The following is an 18,533-nucleotide window of genomic DNA, read 5'->3' as shown; positions in this document are numbered from 1 at the left end:
AATTATTTAGCTGTTCATGAATTTGGCCATATCCAGTCAAACCAAGGCGTTTGTTTCCACCCTAAAGTATCAGTGCGCACAAACTTTAAGTGCATGAATTTCATGACTAAATGACGATTTCAGCCCGTTTGCTTCCGTTGCGGAATGATATACTTTAGGGTTAGTAATTAGCCCTTTGGGGGCTTGCGTTAACACTTTTAGGTCAAAATATAAGTTGCGATCCCCCACACCTAGGGTCATTTTCAAAGGTGCCCAACTGGGGGGCATCAAGGCCACGGGGGCGGCCACGAAGTTAACGATCCATGTTTTGGACCGTGAGCGCTCGTGTCTGCAGTGGAAACGATACGCAAGTGTCGGGGATGACTAGCTGCTGATGTGATGCGGGGTTGCTGTAAGGCAGGCCCCCAATGTGTTCGCTTATCCAAAACTTGATCTTCTCCTTCGTGGTTGGGCATTTCATTTGGCCGGCTCCGTTGAGCCAGCTTCGTGTTCCGAGCCGTTCGGGCACGTGTTTGTTTGGAGAGACATACGATGACGTTTTGGTGGAAATGCAATGATGGCGGTTCGACCGCTCCTACTGGCCCCGATTTCAACAGCGACTTGGTCGAGAACCTCGTTGGGCTTTGGGAATTTTCTTCCGGCGGCGAGACGAAAGACACAGGATTGTCTGACGGTATCGCACAAAACGGTCATTTCCACGGGAACGCGCATGCCGCTAATGGCGCGCTGCAACTGGATGGCAACTGTGATTACTTTGATGTCTCCGGAACGGACGCCCCTTTTGACCTCTCCGAGGGCACCGTTCAGGTTCAGTTCATCCAAGACCACCAAGTCGGCACATCGCCCGACACCATCGTAAACCGTGGTGAGTTCTGCGACAAAGACACCGAAGGCTATTTCAACATTCAAGTGACGGCTAACGGCGCCGTGACTGTCTCCCATCTCTCTGGCTCGGAATCTCTCTCCCTGAGCACGGGCGCTGGGTTCTTTGACGAAGGCGACGAGTTGCGCGTGTCCTATTCATGGGATGACGATGGCCAAGGCTCCTTTGTGGTCGAGAACCTTTCCGAAGGCACGACATACGAAACCGATTTTGACAGTGCCGGCCTCAACATGGACATCGGCGACAACGACGACGAAAACTTCACTTTCGGCGCTCGTGAGTACGACGATGGCACCTATGACCAGTATTTTGATGGCTCCATTGCCTATGTTGCTGTGTTCTCCGACCCAAGCATCACAACGGGCTCTGACGGTATCGTTGAGGGTACTGATGGCGACGACATCATTGACGCCACATATGAGGGCGATCCTGACGGCGACATGATCGACGCGGGCGATGCGCTTCTTGCCGGCGAAGTGGGCGACGATGACATCATTTACGCGGGCGCAGGCGACGACACCATTCTTGCGGGTGCGGGCAATGACGAAATTTACGGCCAAGGCGGTGATGACACCATCGATGGCGGCACAGGCGATGACGTGATTTACGGCGATGCGTCCAGCGGTTCAACGAAAGTGTTTACGGGTGACTATGTCCGTGAGAGCTTTGAGTGGAACGAAGCAGGCGTTGCTAACGATCAGGCATTGACCGATTTCACCCAAGACACTGGCAACGTGAACGTTTCGTTCAAAGTTGTGCAACAAGACGCCGATGCGCGGACCCAGTTTTCATCCGATCAGCAAAAGGTCCACAGCATCGAGACTGACGGCCCAGGTGCCGATGCGCACAGCTCGCTTGATTCCAACCTGAACGGTCACGGGAACGAGGCAACATACGAGTTGTCCTTCTCGGATGCGGTAAATGATGTGTCCTTCCGCGTGAACGACATTGATGGCGATGGCCTTGTTAAAATCACGGCTTATGATGCCGCGGGCAACGAGATCAATGTCGACATGACGGGTGGATCACACCTCACGCTGAAAGATACCGATGGTCAGTTTGGCGTGGATACCGCCGATAGCAATGGTGGCTACGACGAAGACACATCACCCAACTATTCGCTTTTGGTCGACATTCCTGGTCCTGTTGCGCGCATTGTGATCGAACACGATCAAGACGGGAGCAACAACTCCGGCATCAATATCACGGACGTCTATTATGACGCGCCCGTCTTCATCGAAGGCGAAGCTGACGTTTGCGTCGATGCTGGCGACGACGTTCTTTCGGGTGGGGCCGGCGACGACCTCATCTACGGCAACGGCGGCAACGACACCATTGATGGTGGCGCTGGTGACGACGTTCTGTATGGCGATAACGGTGGCGACGGTGGCTCGACCCCATCTGGTAGCAACGCCGATGCGCTGTCTCTATCCTCCACCAACGTGCGTGCGGGCTCGCAAACTGGCACCGATGGCTGTGCGACCAATGGCGATAGCGTAATCTATGAAAACGTGACAACCACCGCCGACGGCACGGTTGTCATGGCGAAACTCGTCCTCGTTGACGTCGACGGCGGTCTCAATGTCGACCTCACAGGCGGCAATGGCTCCGAGATTTTGCTTAACGGCAATAATGACGCTTCCGATGGCGGCAAAGACGCGACCTTCCGTCTCGAATTCTACAACCAGTTGACGGGCGAGCCGATTTCGATCTCCTCGATTGCCACCTTTGGCGACCTTGACCTGACCAACACAGCTGAAAAAGTCACCATCTCCACGGATACTTTTAGCAACTACGGCACCACGGCTGACACGTCTTTGAACGTGACAACGGATACGGGCACCGTCACGGCGACAGGCACCGAAGAAAACGGCCCAACAGACCAGGACGCATGGTTCTCGGCAGGGTTCGAAAACCAGACCTCCATCGAGTTCGTCCTGACAACCCGTGATGTCAACTCTGGCTTCACGCTGAACGGTCAAGTCATCGACAGCCCTGTGGTGGTTGACCTGTGCGAGCCTGGTGATGATGTGATCACCGGCGGCGAAGGCGACGACCTGATCTTTGGCGAAGGTGGCGACGACACGCTCGACGGCGGCGCAGGCAACGATACCATCTCTGGCGGTGACGACAGCGACACCATTTTGGGTGGCGCAGGCGACATCATTGACGGTGGCGATGGCGGCGACGATTGGGACATCCTCGATCTGACGGGCAAAGGTCCATTCTACCTCGACAACGTCACGATGACCTGAACGGCAACGGCTTTAACGGCACAGTTGTGTTCGTGGATGACGAAGGTCAGCCCACAGGCGAAACACTTGTCTTCACCGAGATCGAAGAAGTGCGCGGAAACGATGTCGGTCGTGCACCCGACGCCGAGGATGACACCGCGTCCACCGATGAGGACACGCCTGTCACCATCAATGTGCTTGGCAATGACACCGATCCGGACGGCGACGATCTAACGGTGAGCGAGGCGACAAGCCCGAACGGCACTGTGACGATCAACCCCGATGGCACGCTGACGTTTACACCTGACGAAAACTTCAACGGTGAGGCGGTAATCACTTACACCGTCACCGATCCGGACGGCAACGAAGACACAGCGACTGTGACGGTCGATGTGGCCCCGATCAATGACGCGCCAGACGCGGTTGATGATGCCGACACCACAGATGAGGACACCGCGATCACGGTTGATCTGTTGGCCAACGACAGCGATGTCGACGGCGACGACCTGACGGTTGTGTCTGCATCGGTTCCCGCCGAGCAGGGCACGCTTGTGGACAATGGCGACGGCACGGTGACCTTCACCCCTGCGCCAGACTTCAACGGCGAAGCGACAATCACCTACACGATCGAGGACGAAGAGGGTCTTCAGGATACGGCAGTGCACACGATTACTGTGACACCCGAGAATGATGCACCCGTGGCCGAGGATGATACGGCGTCCACAGATGAGGACAGCCCTGTTACCATCAACGTGCTTGGCAATGACACCGATCCGGATGGCGACGATCTAACGGTGAGCGAGGCGACAAGCCCGAACGGCACGGTCACGATCAACCCCGATGGCACGCTGACGTTCACACCGGATGAGAACTTCAACGGTGAGGCGGTAATCACTTACACCGTCACCGATCCGGACGGCAACGAAGACACAGCGACTGTGACGGTCGATGTGGCCCCGATCAATGACGCGCCAGACGCGGTTGATGACGCCGACACCACAGATGAGGACACCGCGATCACGGTTGATCTTCTGGCCAACGACAGCGATGTCGACGGCGACGATCTGACGGTTGTGTCTGCCTCGGTTCCTGCCGAGCAGGGCACGCTTGTGGACAATGGCGATGGCACGGTGACCTTCACCCCTGCGCCAGACTTCAACGGCGAAGCGACGATCACCTACACAATCGAGGACGAAGAGGGTCTTCAGGACACGGCTGTACACACGATTACTGTGACGCCCGAGAATGATGCGCCTGTGGCCGAGGATGATACGGCGTCCACCGATGAGGACAGCCCTGTTACCATCAACGTGCTTGGCAATGACACCGATCCGGACGGCGACGATCTAACGGTGAGCGAGGCGACAAGCCCGAACGGCACTGTCACGATCAACCCCGATGGCACGCTGACGTTCACACCGGACGAAAACTTCAACGGTGAGGCGGTAATCACTTACACCGTCACCGATCCGGACGGCAACGAAGACACAGCGACTGTGACGGTCGATGTGGCCCCGATCAATGACGCGCCAGACGCGGTTGATGATGCCGACACCACAGATGAGGACACCGCGATCACGGTTGATCTTCTGGCCAACGACAGCGATGTCGACGGCGACGACCTGACGGTTGTGTCTGCCTCGGTTCCTGCCGAGCAGGGCACGCTTGTGGACAATGGCGATGGCACGGTGACCTTCACCCCTGCGCCAGACTTCAACGGCGAAGCGACGATCACCTACACAATCGAGGACGAAGAGGGTCTTCAGGACACGGCTGTGCACACCATTACTGTGACACCCGAGAATGATGCGCCTGTGGCCGAGGATGACACGGCGTCCACCGATGAGGACAGCCCTGTTACCATCAACGTGCTTGGCAATGACACCGATCCGGACGGCGACGATCTAACGGTGAGCGAGGCGACAAGCCCGAACGGCACGGTCACGATCAACCCCGATGGCACGCTGACGTTCACACCGGATGAGAACTTCAACGGTGAGGCGGTAATCACTTACACCGTCACCGATCCGGACGGCAACGAGGACACAGCGACTGTGACGGTCGATGTGGCCCCGATCAATGACGCGCCAGACGCGGTTGATGATGCCGACACCACAGATGAGGACACCGCGATCACGGTTGATCTGTTGGCCAACGACAGCGATGTCGACGGCGACGACCTGACGGTTGTGTCTGCATCGGTTCCCGCCGAGCAGGGCACGCTTGTGGACAATGGCGACGGCACGGTGACCTTCACCCCTGCGCCAGACTTCAACGGCGAAGCGACAATCACCTACACGATCGAGGATGAAGAGGGTCTTCAGGACACGGCTGTGCACACGATTACTGTTGTGGGCGTAAATGAAGATCCTGAGGCCGAAGACGATTGTACCTTCACCAATGAGGACACCCCCGTCACAGTCAACCTGTTGGCCAATGACACCGACCCTGATGGCGATCCTCTGACAGTTGTGTCCGCGGTTTTGACCGATGGCGAAGGCACATTGATCGACAACGGTGACGGCACGGTGACATTCGAGCCTTCGCCCGATTGGAATGGTGTTGCAGTTGTGACCTACACGGTTGATGACGGCAACGGCGGCACGGATACAGCCGAGCACCTGATCGCTGTTCGCCCAATCAACGACGCTCCAGAGGCGGTGGATGACACGGCGGAGACTGATTTCAACGCGCCTGTCATCATTGACGTGCTCGACAACGACACTGATGTGGATGGCGACGATTTGACTGTGATCGCGGCGACGAGCCCCGATGGCACTGTTGAGATCAACCCGGACGGGACACTCACCTTTACGCCGACAGACGGTTTCACAGGTGAGGCCACGATCGACTACACCATTGAGGACGAAGACGGTCTTCAGGCCTCTGCACAAGTTAGTATCACCGTTGGTGATCAGCCACGTGACGGCATCGTTGAAGGTACAAGCGGTGATGACCTCATCGATCTGGCCTATACAGGCGATCCCGATGGCGACATGATCGACAACAACGACGAGCTGTTGGCGGGCGAAGGTCCAAACGATGACATCATCTTTGGCTACGATGGCGATGACACCATCCTTGGCGGCGAAGGCGATGATGAAATCGACGGGGGAACCGGCGATGATACCATCTTTGGCGAAGACGGCGATGACGTCATCGTGGACGAGCAAGGCTCTGACACGGTTGATGGTGGTGACGGCGATGACGAAATCGACGTGGCCGGTGGCGATAGCCCCGACACCATTGCGGAACTGCTTGGCCTGACCAACCCCAACAACTTGGCTGATCTGGACTACTCGCCGTACTCGGAAGTTGTCCCTGTGGATAGCGATCCGAACGACGATATCGATACGGTAATCGGCGGCGCGGGCGATGACACGATCATCACGGGCGACGATGCGGACTATATCGAAGGCGGCGATGGCGACGACACCATCTATTCGGGCATCGACGACGATACCGTGTTCGGCGGTGACGGCGATGATTACATCGAGGACGTACAAGGGGCCGACTACGTCGACGGCGGTGCAGGGGACGACACAATCATCGTCGGCTTCGACACCTTCTCCGACTACTCCAACGGTGGTCTGAGCGATGATCCAAAACTGCCATCTGCGGGCTATCCGTTCCTCGAAGATCAAAACCAGATCGACGGCAAAGACGAAGTCCACGGCGGTGACGGCGATGACTATATCGTTACGGGCGATGACGCCGACCTGATCTATGGCGACGACGGCGATGACACCATCAAAGCCGGTATTGACGACGACACGGTTTATGGCGGTGCGGGCAACGACAACATCCTCGGCGGACATGGCTCCGACTACATCGAGGGTGGAGACGGTGACGACTATATCGACGCCTCTGACCTGTTCCAGATCATGAACCACACCAATGAGGACGATGCGACCGATCCGTTCCCCAACAACGACATGGACATTGTCTATGGCGGCGCGGGCAACGATACGATCATCGGTGGCGACGATCAGGACATGCTCTACGGTGAAGACGGCAATGACATCATCGACGGTGGCATTGACGACGACATCATCGACGGTGGCGCAGGCAACGACATCCTTATGGGTGGAGACGGCGACGACACCATCACAGCAGGCGAAGGCTTTGACACGGTTTCCGGTGGCACAGGGTCGGACAGCATTTACGGCGGCGGGGACAATGATGTTCTCTCTGGTGGCGATGACAACGACTTTATCTACATCTCCGAAAGCCAATCTGGTCAGAACAACACAACCGTGAATGGCGGTGCTGGCGGTCTTGATTGGGACACGCTCGACATCTCCGACATGCTCAGCAACGGTTGGGTGATTACGACCCAGGTTCAGAACCCTGATAGCGATGGCAACGGCTTTGACGGTCAGATTCAGCTCTACAATGCGGATGACGATACCTACGCCAACATCAACTACACGAACATCGAACAGGTCATTCCATGCTTTACACCTGGAACGATGATTGCGACCCCCGAAGGGGAACGTGCAGTTGAGAGCCTCAAAGTCGGGGATAAGGTCATCACCCGTGACAACGGGATGCAGACAATCCGTTGGGTTGGTGCGAAAGAGATGACCACCGATGAGTTGACGAAACGTGCGGAGCTCAAACCTATTCTCATCCGCGAGGGTGCGCTTGGTCAGGGGCTACCGGAACGCGATATGATCGTGTCTCCGAACCACCGTATGCTCGTAACCTCCGAGAAAGCCGCGCTGTTGTTCGAAGACTACGAAGTCCTCGTCGCAGCCAAGCACCTCTTGGGTCGTGAGGGTGTCGAAGAACTTGATGCACAAGATGTCACGTACATCCACATCATGTTTGATCGCCACGAGGTCATTTTGTCGGATGGCACATGGTCGGAAAGCTTCCAACCGGGCGATTATACCCTTGCCGGGATTGGCGAAGAGAGCCGTACAGAGATCTTTACTCTGTTCCCCGAGCTGCGCGACATCGCAACCCGCGAAGACTACGTGACGGCCCGTCGCGTGCTTCGCAAACACGAGGCAGCGTTGCTGGTCAACTAAGACCGCCACACTGCCTGCTCCGGTGGCGCTTAGGCGCCACTAGAAACCGGACACCGACCTGTAGTGGGGCTGGGTGTCCGGTTTTTTCGTGCCTGATGTGGTGCGTTTGTTTTGGTTTAGAGTGCGCAGACTGGCGCGCAGCTGTGCACGTCACGATAGGGTCGCACTGTCAGGCGAGAACCGATTCGGCATTTCAAGCGCGCATGGCGTAGCGCGCCATTGAGATTGTTTCTATTGGCGCGACAGATTGAACACATCCAAAAGATTGGATCGAAATACCCGCGTCTTTCGACGCACAGTGAAAACTATTTTGTGAAATTCGCCCGCTGTTAATTTCACTCGATTAGCGGGCATGAAACGGACGATCGGTGGTGTGGTGGCGGTTTGCATCGGCTCCGGAAACAATAGGCGCACAGTGGCACAGGCGGCGCCATAGTCCCGCCATATTTCAAAATGTAGACCCCGTGGGCGCGGGCGCGGACCTCTCAATATCTTTGCGATATTGGTAAAAATCCCATAAATTAAAGGAATAACGGCGCTTTGGTCCCAAGACCGAGATGCCATACAACAAAACGCACACCCGCTTTGGGTCAGGGTGGTTCACCGTGTGAACGTGGCCCCATACGATTGAGAGTTTATTATGTGTCTGACGTCAAACATTGCGATTTTCACCTCACGCGGTGAAGTTGATGCCGGCGCCTTAAAGGTGGGAGACCGCGTGTTCACGCGCGACAGTGGCCCCCAAAAAATCGAATGGATCGCGCAGCGCACGCTCACGGCACTTCACCTTGAGCGGCAAAAAAATCTGATGCCCGTTGTGATTGAAAAGGGTGCCTTGGGCGGGGATTTGCCAGAACGCGATCTGGTTGTGTCGCCCGAGCACCGCGTGCTTCTCGCCGCTGACCGCGAGGCGCGCTATGGTCAGGATCAAGACGTCTTGTCGGCGGCCAAACATCTTGTTGGTTTGCCGGGGATCAGTCGGTTCAAACCGCTTGAAGTCTCGTATGTTCATTTCCAGTTTGCCGTGGCTGAAGTTGTCTTGACCAACGGATTTTGGTCGGAGTGCTTTCAACCCGCAACGCCAATCGCATCAGACCATGATGCGCAGGCGCGCGACGAGTTGTACCTGTTGTTCCCGCAGCTTGCGGAGCGCTATGGCGTGCGCGGTTACGGTAAGGGCGGTCGCGATCTTCGGGCGCGCCCTATGTCTGTGCCGCACTAGAGCAAAAAGCCTGCCACGCCGCTGGCGTGTCCAGATCGAATGTCGCCGCGTCGCCTGAGAGAACCACCTGTTTCAACGGATATCGGGCAATAATAGCGTGCGCCCCGATGTCCCCATTGAGCGCCTCAAACGCGCCAAAGCACTGCGATGGAAAGAGCACGGGATGGCCCGTGCGCCCCTCGCTATCACAGGCGCGCACAATCGCCTCACCCTGATGCGTTTCAAACACATCCATTAACATTGCGATATGCTCACGCGTGATGTGCGGCATGTCGGCAAGTTGAATGAGTAACCCGTCATAGCCGTGGGCGGCGGATGCCAAGGCCTTGAGACTGTTGGAAAATGGTCCCGAGATGCAGCGCGAGGGAGCCGTGCCAATCAGAGCTTTGCGAGCCGTATAATAGGGATGGTCTGGCGCGGGAAGGATCACGCATTGATCCAGATGGGCCGAGGCGGCACAGGCCCGTGTCAGGCAGGTGTCGTGCGGGGTGGTGGCAGGTGGCAGGGGCGCGGCGAGTTTATCAAACCCCATTCGGGTTGATGATCCCGCCGCGCATATTCCTGCCAGAACCCGCATTACTTTTCAGGCAATAGTCCGCGCGGACTAAAGCGTAGCACGAGCAGCAAAATTACACCCATGGTCAGGTGACGCATATAGGCAATGCGCTCGATCAGGCCGATTTTGATCGGGTTGTCGTCGGTCATGCCAGAGGTGATGACATTGACGACCCATGTGCCAATCGGCTCGACTTCGACCCAGAGGAACCAGATCAACATACCGCCCAGAACGGCGCCCCAGTTGTTGCCAGATCCGCCAACAATCACCATCACCCACACAAGGAACGTGTAGCGCAGCGGCTGATAAGTCACGGGTGTCAACTGACCGTCGAGGGTCGTCATCATCGCGCCCGCGATGCCACAGATCGCCGCGCCAAGCACGAAGATTTGCAAGTGGCGGCCAGTGACGTCTTTGCCCATGGCTTCCGATGCCACTTCGTTATCGCGGATCGCGCGCATCATGCGGCCCCACGGCGATTTGAGCGCCAATTCCATCGCTGTGACGATCAACACGATGACGATCAAGAACAGCGAGGCATAGGACAGTTTGACAAAGATCGTCGAGGCCGTGACCGGATCCGCACCGAATTTCGTAGCCAAGGAAACGAACCAATCACTTTGTTGGAGATTGATCTCGTAAGGCACGGGACGGGGCAAGCCGTTGACGTTCTTCACGCCGCGCGACAACCAGTCCTCGTTTTTCATCACCGCTAGGATGATTTCGGCAACGCCAAGGGTCGCAATGGCAAGATAGTCAGAGCGCAGGCCAAGTGCGGTTTTGGCAACCACCCACGCGGCACCCGCTGCGAACAAACCGCCAATTGGCCACGCCAACAGCACAGGCAGATTTGCCCCACCTAGGTAGCCGGTTTGCGCGGGGTTGATGGCCTCGATCGCGGCCACAGCCGGATCGAACACAGCGCGGAACACAAAGAACCCGCCAATGAGCCAGACGGCCATAAACAGACCACGTGCTTTGGTGTGGCGCAGACGTTTCCATAGCAAAACCGCACCGACAATGACCGCGAGGCCTACGGCGAGCGCGAACATCACGCTCATGCCGCCTGCGTCCCAAGCCTCTTTGACGGGGGGCATGGACGTGAGCACAACGGCCAGACCGCCAAGAGCGACAAAGCCCATAACGCCGACGTTGAACAGGCCCGCGTAGCCCCACTGAAGGTTCACACCAAGCGCCATGATCGCGGAGATCAGGCCAAAGTTGAGGATGAACAGCGCGGAGTTCCATGACTGGATGAAGCCAACCGCAATGATAAGCGCGGCCATAATGGCGAAGTATAAGGGGGTGCGTGACTGGGTCATACCGATTTCCCTTTGAAGAGGCCCGTAGGCTTGAACAGCAGCACGATGATCAGGATCGCAAAGGACACCGCGAATTTATAGTCGGTGGACAGGAGTTGCACCAATCCGTCGGGACTCCAGTCTTGTGGTCCAAGGTAGGTCACGACCTTTTTGAACGCGTAGGTGAGCGTTACCTCGGAAAAGGCAATGACGAACCCGCCCGCAATGGCACCCAAAGGCGATCCCAGACCGCCGACAATTGCAGCGGCAAAGATCGGAAGCAAAAGCTGCATAAAGATGAAGGGTTTGAACGACTTATCCAACCCGTAGAGCGTGCCCGCGATGGCCGCCAGACCACCCACGATGACCCATGTGATCATCACAACGCGTTCGGGGTTGATGCCGGACAAGAGAGCCAAGTCCTCGTTGTCCGAATAGGCGCGCATCGATTTGCCGGTGCGGGTTTTGTTGAGGAACCAGAACAATGCGGCCACAACAATGATCGCAGTCACAAGGGTGATCACCTGAGTTGTGCGGATCGCGAGACCCTCGGACAGTCCCGACCACTCTTTAAATGCGCGGGCGTTGACGACAAAGCGTTCCCCATCTGCAAACCGGCGATCGTCTGTGCCGATGACCATACGAATGAGGCCGTTCATCACGAACATCACACCCATGGACACGATGACGAGCATCACGGGAGCGGCTTTGACGCGGCGGTAGAACTTATAGACGTATTTGTCTGTAAACAGGACCAAAAGTGCGGTTGCACCCACCGCAAAGGGCAGGGCGAGCAGCGCCGTTGGAAGCGGACCAAGAGAGATGCCCCATGATTGGAACAACATCGTAGTCAGAACGGAGACCATCGCGCCAAAGGCCATCGTCTCGCCGTGGGCGAAGTTCGAAAAGCGCAAGATGCCGTAAATGAGCGTGACGCCCAGTGCGCCGATCGCAAGTTGCGCGCCATAGGCGGTGGCAGGGACAAGAACAAAGTTGGCAAATGCTACGAAAGCGTTGAGAAAATCCATGTTTTAGCCCCCCAAGAAGGTGCGGCGCACCTCTTCGTCGGCGAGAAGGTTCGCGCCAGTGTCGGTGTATGCGTTTGCGCCTTGCACGAGAACATATCCTTTATCAGCGATATCAAGAGCTTGACGGGCGTTTTGTTCCACCATCAGGATGGAGATCCCTGTGCGGGCCACCTCGATAATACGGTCGAACAGCTCATCCATCACGATGGGCGAGACGCCCGCGGTTGGCTCATCTAGCATCAGCAATTTGGGTTTGGTCATCAACGCGCGGCCCACGGCCACCTGTTGACGTTGACCACCTGACAATTCGCCCGCGTTCTGGTTGCGTTTCTCAAAGACGGCGGGAAACAGTTCGTAGACCAGGTCTATCGACGCTTCGATGTCGTCACTGCGAATGAATGCACCCATTTCCAAGTTTTCGCGCACTGTCATGGTGGGGAAAATGTTGTTGGTTTGCGGGACAAAGCCCATACCCTTGCGCACGCGCTCTTGCGGGCTCAGGTGAGTGATGTCTTCGCCGTCCAGATTGACGCTGCCTTGGCGTAGATTAAGCATACCAAAGACCGCTTTCATCGCGGTGGATTTGCCCGCCCCGTTGGGGCCAACGATCACGGCAATTTCGCCCTTTTGAACGGTCAAAGAGCAATCGTGCAAGATGTCTGCGCCGGTGCCGTAGCCGCCCGTCATGGCATTTGCGTGTAAAAAGCTCATGTTGCGTCTCCCGTCTTTTTGGCTGCGGTCTTTTTGACAGCTGCCTTTTTAGCGGTCTTTTTAGCGGCGGGTTTGGCGTCTTTGGTCAAACCCTCGGTCGCCTCTTTGTTCTTGATGCCGGTGCCGAGATAGGCCTCGATGACCTCCTCGTTTTGCATGATGCCCTCGGCAGAACCTGTCGCCATCACTTTGCCCTCGGCCATCACGATGACCGGATCACACAGCATTTTGATAAACTCCATGTCGTGTTCGATCATACAAAACGTATAACCGCGCTCGACGTTGAGGCGTTTGATCGCATCGGCAATAGTATAAAGCAGTGTGCGGTTCACGCCCGCACCGACCTCGTCGAGAAACACGATTTTGGCGTCAACCATCATGGTGCGGCCAAGCTCCAACAGCTTTTTCTGGCCCCCAGAGATATTGCCCGCTTTCTCATCCGCGATGTGTGAAATCGTCAGGAACTCAAGGACTTCATCGGCCTTTTGGCGCAATGCGGCTTCCTCGGCGGCGATGGTTTTGCGTTTGAACCACGCATTCCAAAGCGTCTCACCCGTCTGGTTCGCGGGCACCATCATCAGGTTCTCGCGCACAGTCATCGTGGAAAACTCATGCGCAATCTGGAAGGTGCGCAAAATACCTTTGTGGAACAACTCGTGGGGCTTGAGCCCCGTGATGTCCTCACCGTTAAACAGGACATGGCCTGAGGTGGGGGTCAAAACCCCTGCGATACAGTTGAAAAGCGACGTTTTCCCTGCGCCGTTCGGACCAATAAGACCCGTAATCGACCCTTCAGCAATGGTCAGGCTCGCCCCGTCCACTGCGCGGAAACCGCCGAAATGCATGTGAAGATCACGCACTTCGATCATCTGTTTTCCCCCGAAAATATGTGTGTCGCGCGTGATGTTCGCCTCACGCGTCTGGTTGATTGCAAAACAGCCCGAGTGGATCGTCCACTCGGGCTGCCGCAGTTTAGTTAGACCGGATTAGCGGTAGCCAATGGTAACGATTTTGCCGTCTTCGAATACGATCTCACGGTAGGAGCCAGCGGCCTCACCGGGTTCGATCAATTCAACAGCGGAACCGCCAACGTAGTCAATTTCGCCGCCATCTGCGAGGATTTGCAGCGCTTTACCCAACTCACCCGGGAAGATTTTCTCGCCCGGTGCGTTTGCAACTTCGTAGAAGAAGTCTTTGTAGACTTGTGGATCTGTAGATCCAGCCGCCTGCATGGCGAGGGTCACGAGGGCACCGGAGTCGTAGGACTCAGGGGCGTAAGGGGCCGTGCCGTTGTAGCCGCGTGCTTCGCCGATTGCGACGAGCATCTGACCACCCGGGCTGTCGGAACCTGGAACCTGACCTGTGGAGCCGTTCAATTCCGCGCCAAAGCGCGCTTCGAGGGCGTCACCGATCATCGCATCGGGGAGGTGGAAACGGTCAAATGCGCCTGTGTCGAGAGCAGCGCGGATGATGCCCGGACCACCTTGGTCGATGTAGCCAACCACGACGAGAAGATCACCACCGGCCGCAGCCAAGGCACCAACTTCAGCGGAGTAATCCGCTTTGCCGTCTTCGTGAGCGGCGTTGATTGTCACTTCGCCACCCATTTCGGTGTAGGAGCTTTCAAACGCGTCAGCCAAACCTTTGCCGTAGTCGTTGTTTGTGTATGTCACAGCAACGGATTTGATACCTTTTTCAAGGAGGCTTTCCGCCATCACCTGTCCCTGACGCGCGTCAGAGGGGGAGGTGCGGAAGAACAGGCCATTGTCTTCGACAGTTGTCAAAGAGGGCGATGTTGCGGAGGGCGAAAACTGAACCATGCCGTTTGGAACGGACACGTTTTGCAGCATCGCGCCAGTTGCGCCGGAGCAAAGACCACCGATGATGGCAACAACGCCTTCGGATGTGATCATGCGCTCAGCAACAGACGTGGCCACAGCCGCGTCTGTACATGTGGAATCGCCGCGAACAGGCGTGATTGTTGTACCGCCAAGGAACAAACCGCTCTCGGAGACTTCAGCCAAAGCGGCTTCAACGCCTGCGCCCATGTCGACGGACAGTGATTCTGCGGGGCCAGAGAAACCCAGAACAACCGCAATTTTCACGTCATCAGCGAACGCAGCGCCAGCAAACATGGTGGAGGCCACAGAGGCCAACAGAATTTTCTTCATAGATTGTATCTCCCAGTATTGGTCTTCGGCCCCGTCATTTGTGCGGGACCCATTGCCAGTATCAAAGCCTATTGGAAAGAAACTGCACAGGCAAATGTCGATTTTCTTTCCGTTGGGTCGCGAATTTGGGAAAAACGCCTATCGGATAGGGTTTCACTGTCGTTAACCACTTCAAATTTTGAGTTTGGCAGTCGAATTACCTACGAATATTTGATTGTTAAACATCTTAGAGCTGCAATCCTGCGCGCAAGAGGGCGAATCGCCCGTTGGTGATGAGTGGCCAGATGTATCCGGTGGGGATGCGCGCGGCGCAACTGGCATGATATGGTGATCTGATAGAGGCGGCGGATTTATGGGTTTTAACACCTCACGGCTGTGCCTATAAGCGGTCAACCGTTTGCGCCACGCCTGTTTGATGGGGGTGTAAACTTGACATGGAACGAGCAACTTACGGAGTGATGACAATGACGGACTGGTCCAAATCCACATGGCGCAACAAACCGCGTGTGCAAATGCCCGACTATACGGACCAAGCTGCGTTAAACTCTGTCGAAGCTCAACTTGCCAAATATCCGCCACTGGTTTTTGCCGGTGAAGTGCGCTCCCTCAAAAAGGAACTGGCAAAAGCATCGCGTGGCGAGGCGTTCTTGTTGCAGGGTGGCGATTGTGCCGAAAGCTTTGCCGAGTTCGGCGCCGACACAATTCGCGATACCTTTAAAGTCATGCTGCAAATGGCGATGGTTTTGACCTTCGGTGCCAAAGTGCCTGTGATCAAAGTCGGTCGTATGGCAGGGCAGTTTGCCAAACCGCGTTCGGCCAATACCGAAACTGCGAACGGCGTCGAATTGCCAAGCTACCGTGGCGACATCATCAACGGTTTCGATTTCACCCCCGAAGCGCGCATTCCCGATCCTCAGCGCATGTTGCAGGCCTACACGCAAGCCGCAGCCTCGCTCAACCTGTTGCGGGCCTTTTCCAAGGGGGGCTTTGCCGATGTGCACCGCGTGCACGCATGGACCCTTGGTTTTACCGAGAATGACGAGGCCGAAAAGTACCGTGACATGGCAAGCCGTATTCAAGATACGCTTGATTTCATGGCCGCTGCGGGCATGACATCGGATAAGAACTCCGACCTTAAAACCGTGGATTTCTACACCTCCCACGAGGCGCTTTTGCTCGAATATGAAGAGGCGTTGACCCGTGTTGATAGCACCACAGGTGCGACGATTGCAGGCTCCGGTCACATGATCTGGATCGGCGATCGCACCCGCCAGCCTGATGGCGCGCATGTTGAGTTCTGTGCCGGCGTTGAAAACCCGATCGGGTTGAAATGCGGCCCGACCACAACCGCCGAAGACCTCAAAGTGTTGATGGCGAAACTCAACCCTGCCAATGAAGCGGGCCGTTTGACCCTCATCGCGCGCTTTGGCGCGGGTAAAGTGGCCGAGCATCTGCCGCGCTTGATCCAAGCGGTCAAGGAAGAGGGCGCAAACGTTGTCTGGTCGTGCGATCCGATGCACGGCAATACAATCAAATCCCCGTCTGGCTATAAAACGCGCCCCTTTGAGGACGTGTTGTCGGAAGTTCAGGAATTCTTTGCCATTCACCGCGCCGAGGGCACAATCCCCGGTGGTGTGCATTTCGAAATGACGGGCAAAGATGTGACCGAATGCACGGGCGGCGTGCGCGCTGTGACGGATGAGGATTTGTCAGACCGCTACCACACCGCATGTGATCCGCGTCTCAATGCGTCGCAGTCGTTGGAATTGGCGTTCCTTGTCGCTGAAGAGTTGCAGAAAACCCGCTCAAGTGCGGATCTCGCCGCAACCGCGTAAGTCTCCACCATTATCCAATCTGAAAAGCCGCGCCTCGTGCGCGGTTTTTTGTTTGTTCGCGGCGTCTTTACGCGAACATAAAACAATCACCGTGGCGCGTATAACCCGCCGCCTCGTAAAAGCTGACGGCTTTAGGGGCGGAGAGCAACAGGTAGGCGGAGCAATTGGGAGCCGCCGCGACTGTATGCGCCAAGAGTGCTTTGCCGATTCCGTGCCCTTGCGCCGTGGTATCAACGCATAGCTCAGAGCAATATAGTGCATAGTGAAAATCGGTGATGGAGCGCGCCACGCCAAGAAGGGTTCCCGCCTCGTCGCGTGCCGTTACAATCACATCGGCGCGCGCAACCATCCCTGCGATTTTATCGCTATCGTCAACGGGGCGGCGTTCGGCCAATGTCGATCGGCGCAAAACGTCCAAAAACGCTTGCGCCGTTAAGTCTGGTTCAATCGCGTAGTTTACCTGCATCGCACCGCTGCCCTATTTATCCTTTAACCACGGCCAAATTGGCGGGTGTGATGCTCGGGCGCAAGCAAAGATGTCAGGTCATAGGATGCGATTGGTCTTAGGCGTCGTTGTCGCTGACCAGTTTCAGGAACGGGACAGCCGCCTTTGGGGCGCTTTTGGGTGTCGCGCGGCTCTCGGTTTCGCGGGGGCGGTGTGCCTCGACAAACCCCGGAATTTCGGTCGCGGGTGTTTTCGCGGCGGGCGTCTGCACGGTTGCGGGCATATCGGTCAACAGATCGCGGGTTGTGACCTCAACCACGTCAAAGCGGCGCGGCTGGCGGCCAATATCGCCTTTGGACTGCAAGCACCCCAGAACGCGGTTCACATCACCCAAATCAGATTTCAACGGGCACAAAAGCAATTGCGCCTCAAGGGCAGGGCGGCCCATGCCACCCGACGATTTCAGTGTGATTGTTGTGACGTTGGGCGTCTCGCACACGGCCTCTAGAGCTGCGGAAATTTGGGTGCGTGCCTCGGGGGTGAACATCGCGGTGAGTGGCATCCCGCGCACTTCCATCCCCATCAGATCCGTGAGGTGCATCCCTGCGAGGCGAAAACGGGCCACACCGGGTGCAATGCGTTCAAGGATAAAGGCATATTCGAGAGCGGACTGCATGCCACGGGGATCGATATCGCCGCGTGACGGGATTGGGCGACCATTGCGAAGACCCTCCCAATACGCCTCAACGTCTTTGAGAGCTGGAAAGATCATTTCCGCGCGGCGCGGCATCATTGAAACGACATTTGTACCGTTGATAGAATTGATGCTCATAATCTTCACCTTGTGTCAGTCGTCTCAGGTCGGGTCGACGGGGTTAGTCGTGTGCGGCCCGTCGTCGATCTTGTGTTGTGTGGTAGCAGTGTCTCACCGCTGGCTTGACGTGAATATGCCATGACTTTGCCCAGATTGGTGGAATTTCCTAAGCAATGGTTAACGCATGGGCCGTTAACCGTGAAAAATCGCTCAAAAGCGACACGTATATCGCAAATCTCAGTGCTTTGAGTTTCTGCAATTTTTGATTTATATCAGAGTATTAATTGCTATTGTTGC

12 protein-coding genes are annotated in these 18,533 nt (G+C 56.4%); 4 read left to right on the top strand and 8 right to left on the bottom strand.

All coding sequences use genetic code 11. The features are described 5' to 3' along the window. Positions 1 to 531 precede the first annotated feature (531 nt). The 3 genes from IMCC12053_RS02320 (at position 532) to IMCC12053_RS02310 (ending at position 9,375) form a co-directional block, all read left to right on the top strand. The gene (locus IMCC12053_RS02320) at positions 532 to 3,138 is read left to right on the top strand and encodes a calcium-binding protein (protein WP_062215387.1); all 2,607 of its coding nucleotides are present in this window, start codon (positions 532 to 534) and stop codon (positions 3,136 to 3,138) included. Then, complete coding sequence (locus IMCC12053_RS16055; RefSeq protein ID WP_082389014.1) at positions 3,075 to 8,153, top strand: cadherin-like domain-containing protein; 5,079 nt, start codon at positions 3,075 to 3,077, stop codon at positions 8,151 to 8,153. Before IMCC12053_RS02320 ends, IMCC12053_RS16055 begins: the two co-directional genes overlap by 64 nt. Positions 8,154 to 8,793: 640 nt before the next feature. Beyond that, positions 8,794 to 9,375 (top strand): Hint domain-containing protein, encoded by a 582-nt coding sequence (locus IMCC12053_RS02310; RefSeq protein WP_062215383.1) that lies wholly within the window; start codon positions 8,794 to 8,796, stop codon positions 9,373 to 9,375. On the opposite strand, the gene IMCC12053_RS02305 is transcribed toward IMCC12053_RS02310, so the two are convergent. The 6 genes from IMCC12053_RS02305 to IMCC12053_RS02280 form a co-directional block, all read right to left on the bottom strand. Beyond that, complete coding sequence (locus tag IMCC12053_RS02305; protein WP_082389013.1) at positions 9,356 to 9,952, bottom strand: nucleotidyltransferase family protein; 597 nt, start codon at positions 9,950 to 9,952, stop codon at positions 9,356 to 9,358. The genes IMCC12053_RS02310 and IMCC12053_RS02305 overlap by 20 nt on opposite strands. After that, entirely contained in the window at positions 9,952 to 11,253 is a 1,302-nt protein-coding gene (locus IMCC12053_RS02300) for a branched-chain amino acid ABC transporter permease (RefSeq protein ID WP_062215380.1), read from the bottom strand. Before IMCC12053_RS02300 ends, IMCC12053_RS02305 begins: the two co-directional genes overlap by 1 nt. Further along, the gene (locus tag IMCC12053_RS02295) at positions 11,250 to 12,260 is read right to left on the bottom strand and encodes a branched-chain amino acid ABC transporter permease (RefSeq protein WP_062215378.1); all 1,011 of its coding nucleotides are present in this window, start codon (positions 12,258 to 12,260) and stop codon (positions 11,250 to 11,252) included. Before IMCC12053_RS02295 ends, IMCC12053_RS02300 begins: the two co-directional genes overlap by 4 nt. A gap of 3 nt (positions 12,261 to 12,263) precedes the next feature. Further along, positions 12,264 to 12,971 carry an ABC transporter ATP-binding protein gene (locus IMCC12053_RS02290; protein ID WP_062215376.1) on the bottom strand — a complete coding sequence of 236 codons (708 nt, stop codon included), beginning with the start codon at positions 12,969 to 12,971 and terminating at the stop codon, positions 12,264 to 12,266. Next, entirely contained in the window at positions 12,968 to 13,840 is an 873-nt protein-coding gene (locus IMCC12053_RS02285) for an ABC transporter ATP-binding protein (protein ID WP_082389012.1), read from the bottom strand. Before IMCC12053_RS02285 ends, IMCC12053_RS02290 begins: the two co-directional genes overlap by 4 nt. A 117-nt stretch (positions 13,841 to 13,957) precedes the next feature. Next, entirely contained in the window at positions 13,958 to 15,142 is a 1,185-nt protein-coding gene (locus IMCC12053_RS02280) for an ABC transporter substrate-binding protein (RefSeq protein ID WP_062215374.1), read from the bottom strand. Positions 15,143 to 15,606: 464 nt separating this feature from the next. On the opposite strand from IMCC12053_RS02280, the gene IMCC12053_RS02275 reads away from it, so the two are divergent. Next, entirely contained in the window at positions 15,607 to 16,977 is a 1,371-nt protein-coding gene (locus IMCC12053_RS02275) for a class II 3-deoxy-7-phosphoheptulonate synthase (RefSeq protein WP_062215372.1), read from the top strand. Positions 16,978 to 17,044: 67 nt separating this feature from the next. On the opposite strand, the gene IMCC12053_RS02270 is transcribed toward IMCC12053_RS02275, so the two are convergent. Further along, complete coding sequence (locus IMCC12053_RS02270; protein WP_062215370.1) at positions 17,045 to 17,443, bottom strand: GNAT family N-acetyltransferase; 399 nt, start codon at positions 17,441 to 17,443, stop codon at positions 17,045 to 17,047. Positions 17,444 to 17,540: 97 nt separating this feature from the next. Beyond that, positions 17,541 to 18,254, bottom strand: coding sequence for a PAS domain-containing protein (locus IMCC12053_RS02265; RefSeq protein WP_062215369.1), 714 nt, complete (start codon positions 18,252 to 18,254; stop codon positions 17,541 to 17,543). Positions 18,255 to 18,533: the final 279 nt, after the last annotated feature.

The sequence above is a fragment of the Celeribacter marinus genome, from assembly GCF_001308265.1.
Lineage (GTDB): Bacteria > Pseudomonadota > Alphaproteobacteria > Rhodobacterales > Rhodobacteraceae > Celeribacter > Celeribacter marinus.
Note: the sequence above shows the minus strand (reverse complement) of the source record. Positions and strands in the feature narration are given on the sequence as shown.

Coding starts and splice junctions, on each gene's coding strand:
- IMCC12053_RS02320 (WP_062215387.1), top strand. CDS start 532: ATGACGTTTTGGTGGAAATGCAATGATGGCGGTTCGACCGCTCCTACT.
- IMCC12053_RS02310 (WP_062215383.1), top strand. CDS start 8,794: ATGTGTCTGACGTCAAACATTGCGATTTTCACCTCACGCGGTGAAGTT.
- IMCC12053_RS02305 (WP_082389013.1), bottom strand. CDS start 9,952: ATGCGGGTTCTGGCAGGAATATGCGCGGCGGGATCATCAACCCGAATG.
- IMCC12053_RS02300 (WP_062215380.1), bottom strand. CDS start 11,253: ATGACCCAGTCACGCACCCCCTTATACTTCGCCATTATGGCCGCGCTT.
- IMCC12053_RS02295 (WP_062215378.1), bottom strand. CDS start 12,260: ATGGATTTTCTCAACGCTTTCGTAGCATTTGCCAACTTTGTTCTTGTC.
- IMCC12053_RS02290 (WP_062215376.1), bottom strand. CDS start 12,971: ATGAGCTTTTTACACGCAAATGCCATGACGGGCGGCTACGGCACCGGC.
- IMCC12053_RS02285 (WP_082389012.1), bottom strand. CDS start 13,840: ATGATCGAAGTGCGTGATCTTCACATGCATTTCGGCGGTTTCCGCGCA.
- IMCC12053_RS02280 (WP_062215374.1), bottom strand. CDS start 15,142: ATGAAGAAAATTCTGTTGGCCTCTGTGGCCTCCACCATGTTTGCTGGC.
- IMCC12053_RS02275 (WP_062215372.1), top strand. CDS start 15,607: ATGACGGACTGGTCCAAATCCACATGGCGCAACAAACCGCGTGTGCAA.
- IMCC12053_RS02270 (WP_062215370.1), bottom strand. CDS start 17,443: ATGCAGGTAAACTACGCGATTGAACCAGACTTAACGGCGCAAGCGTTT.
- IMCC12053_RS02265 (WP_062215369.1), bottom strand. CDS start 18,254: ATGAGCATCAATTCTATCAACGGTACAAATGTCGTTTCAATGATGCCG.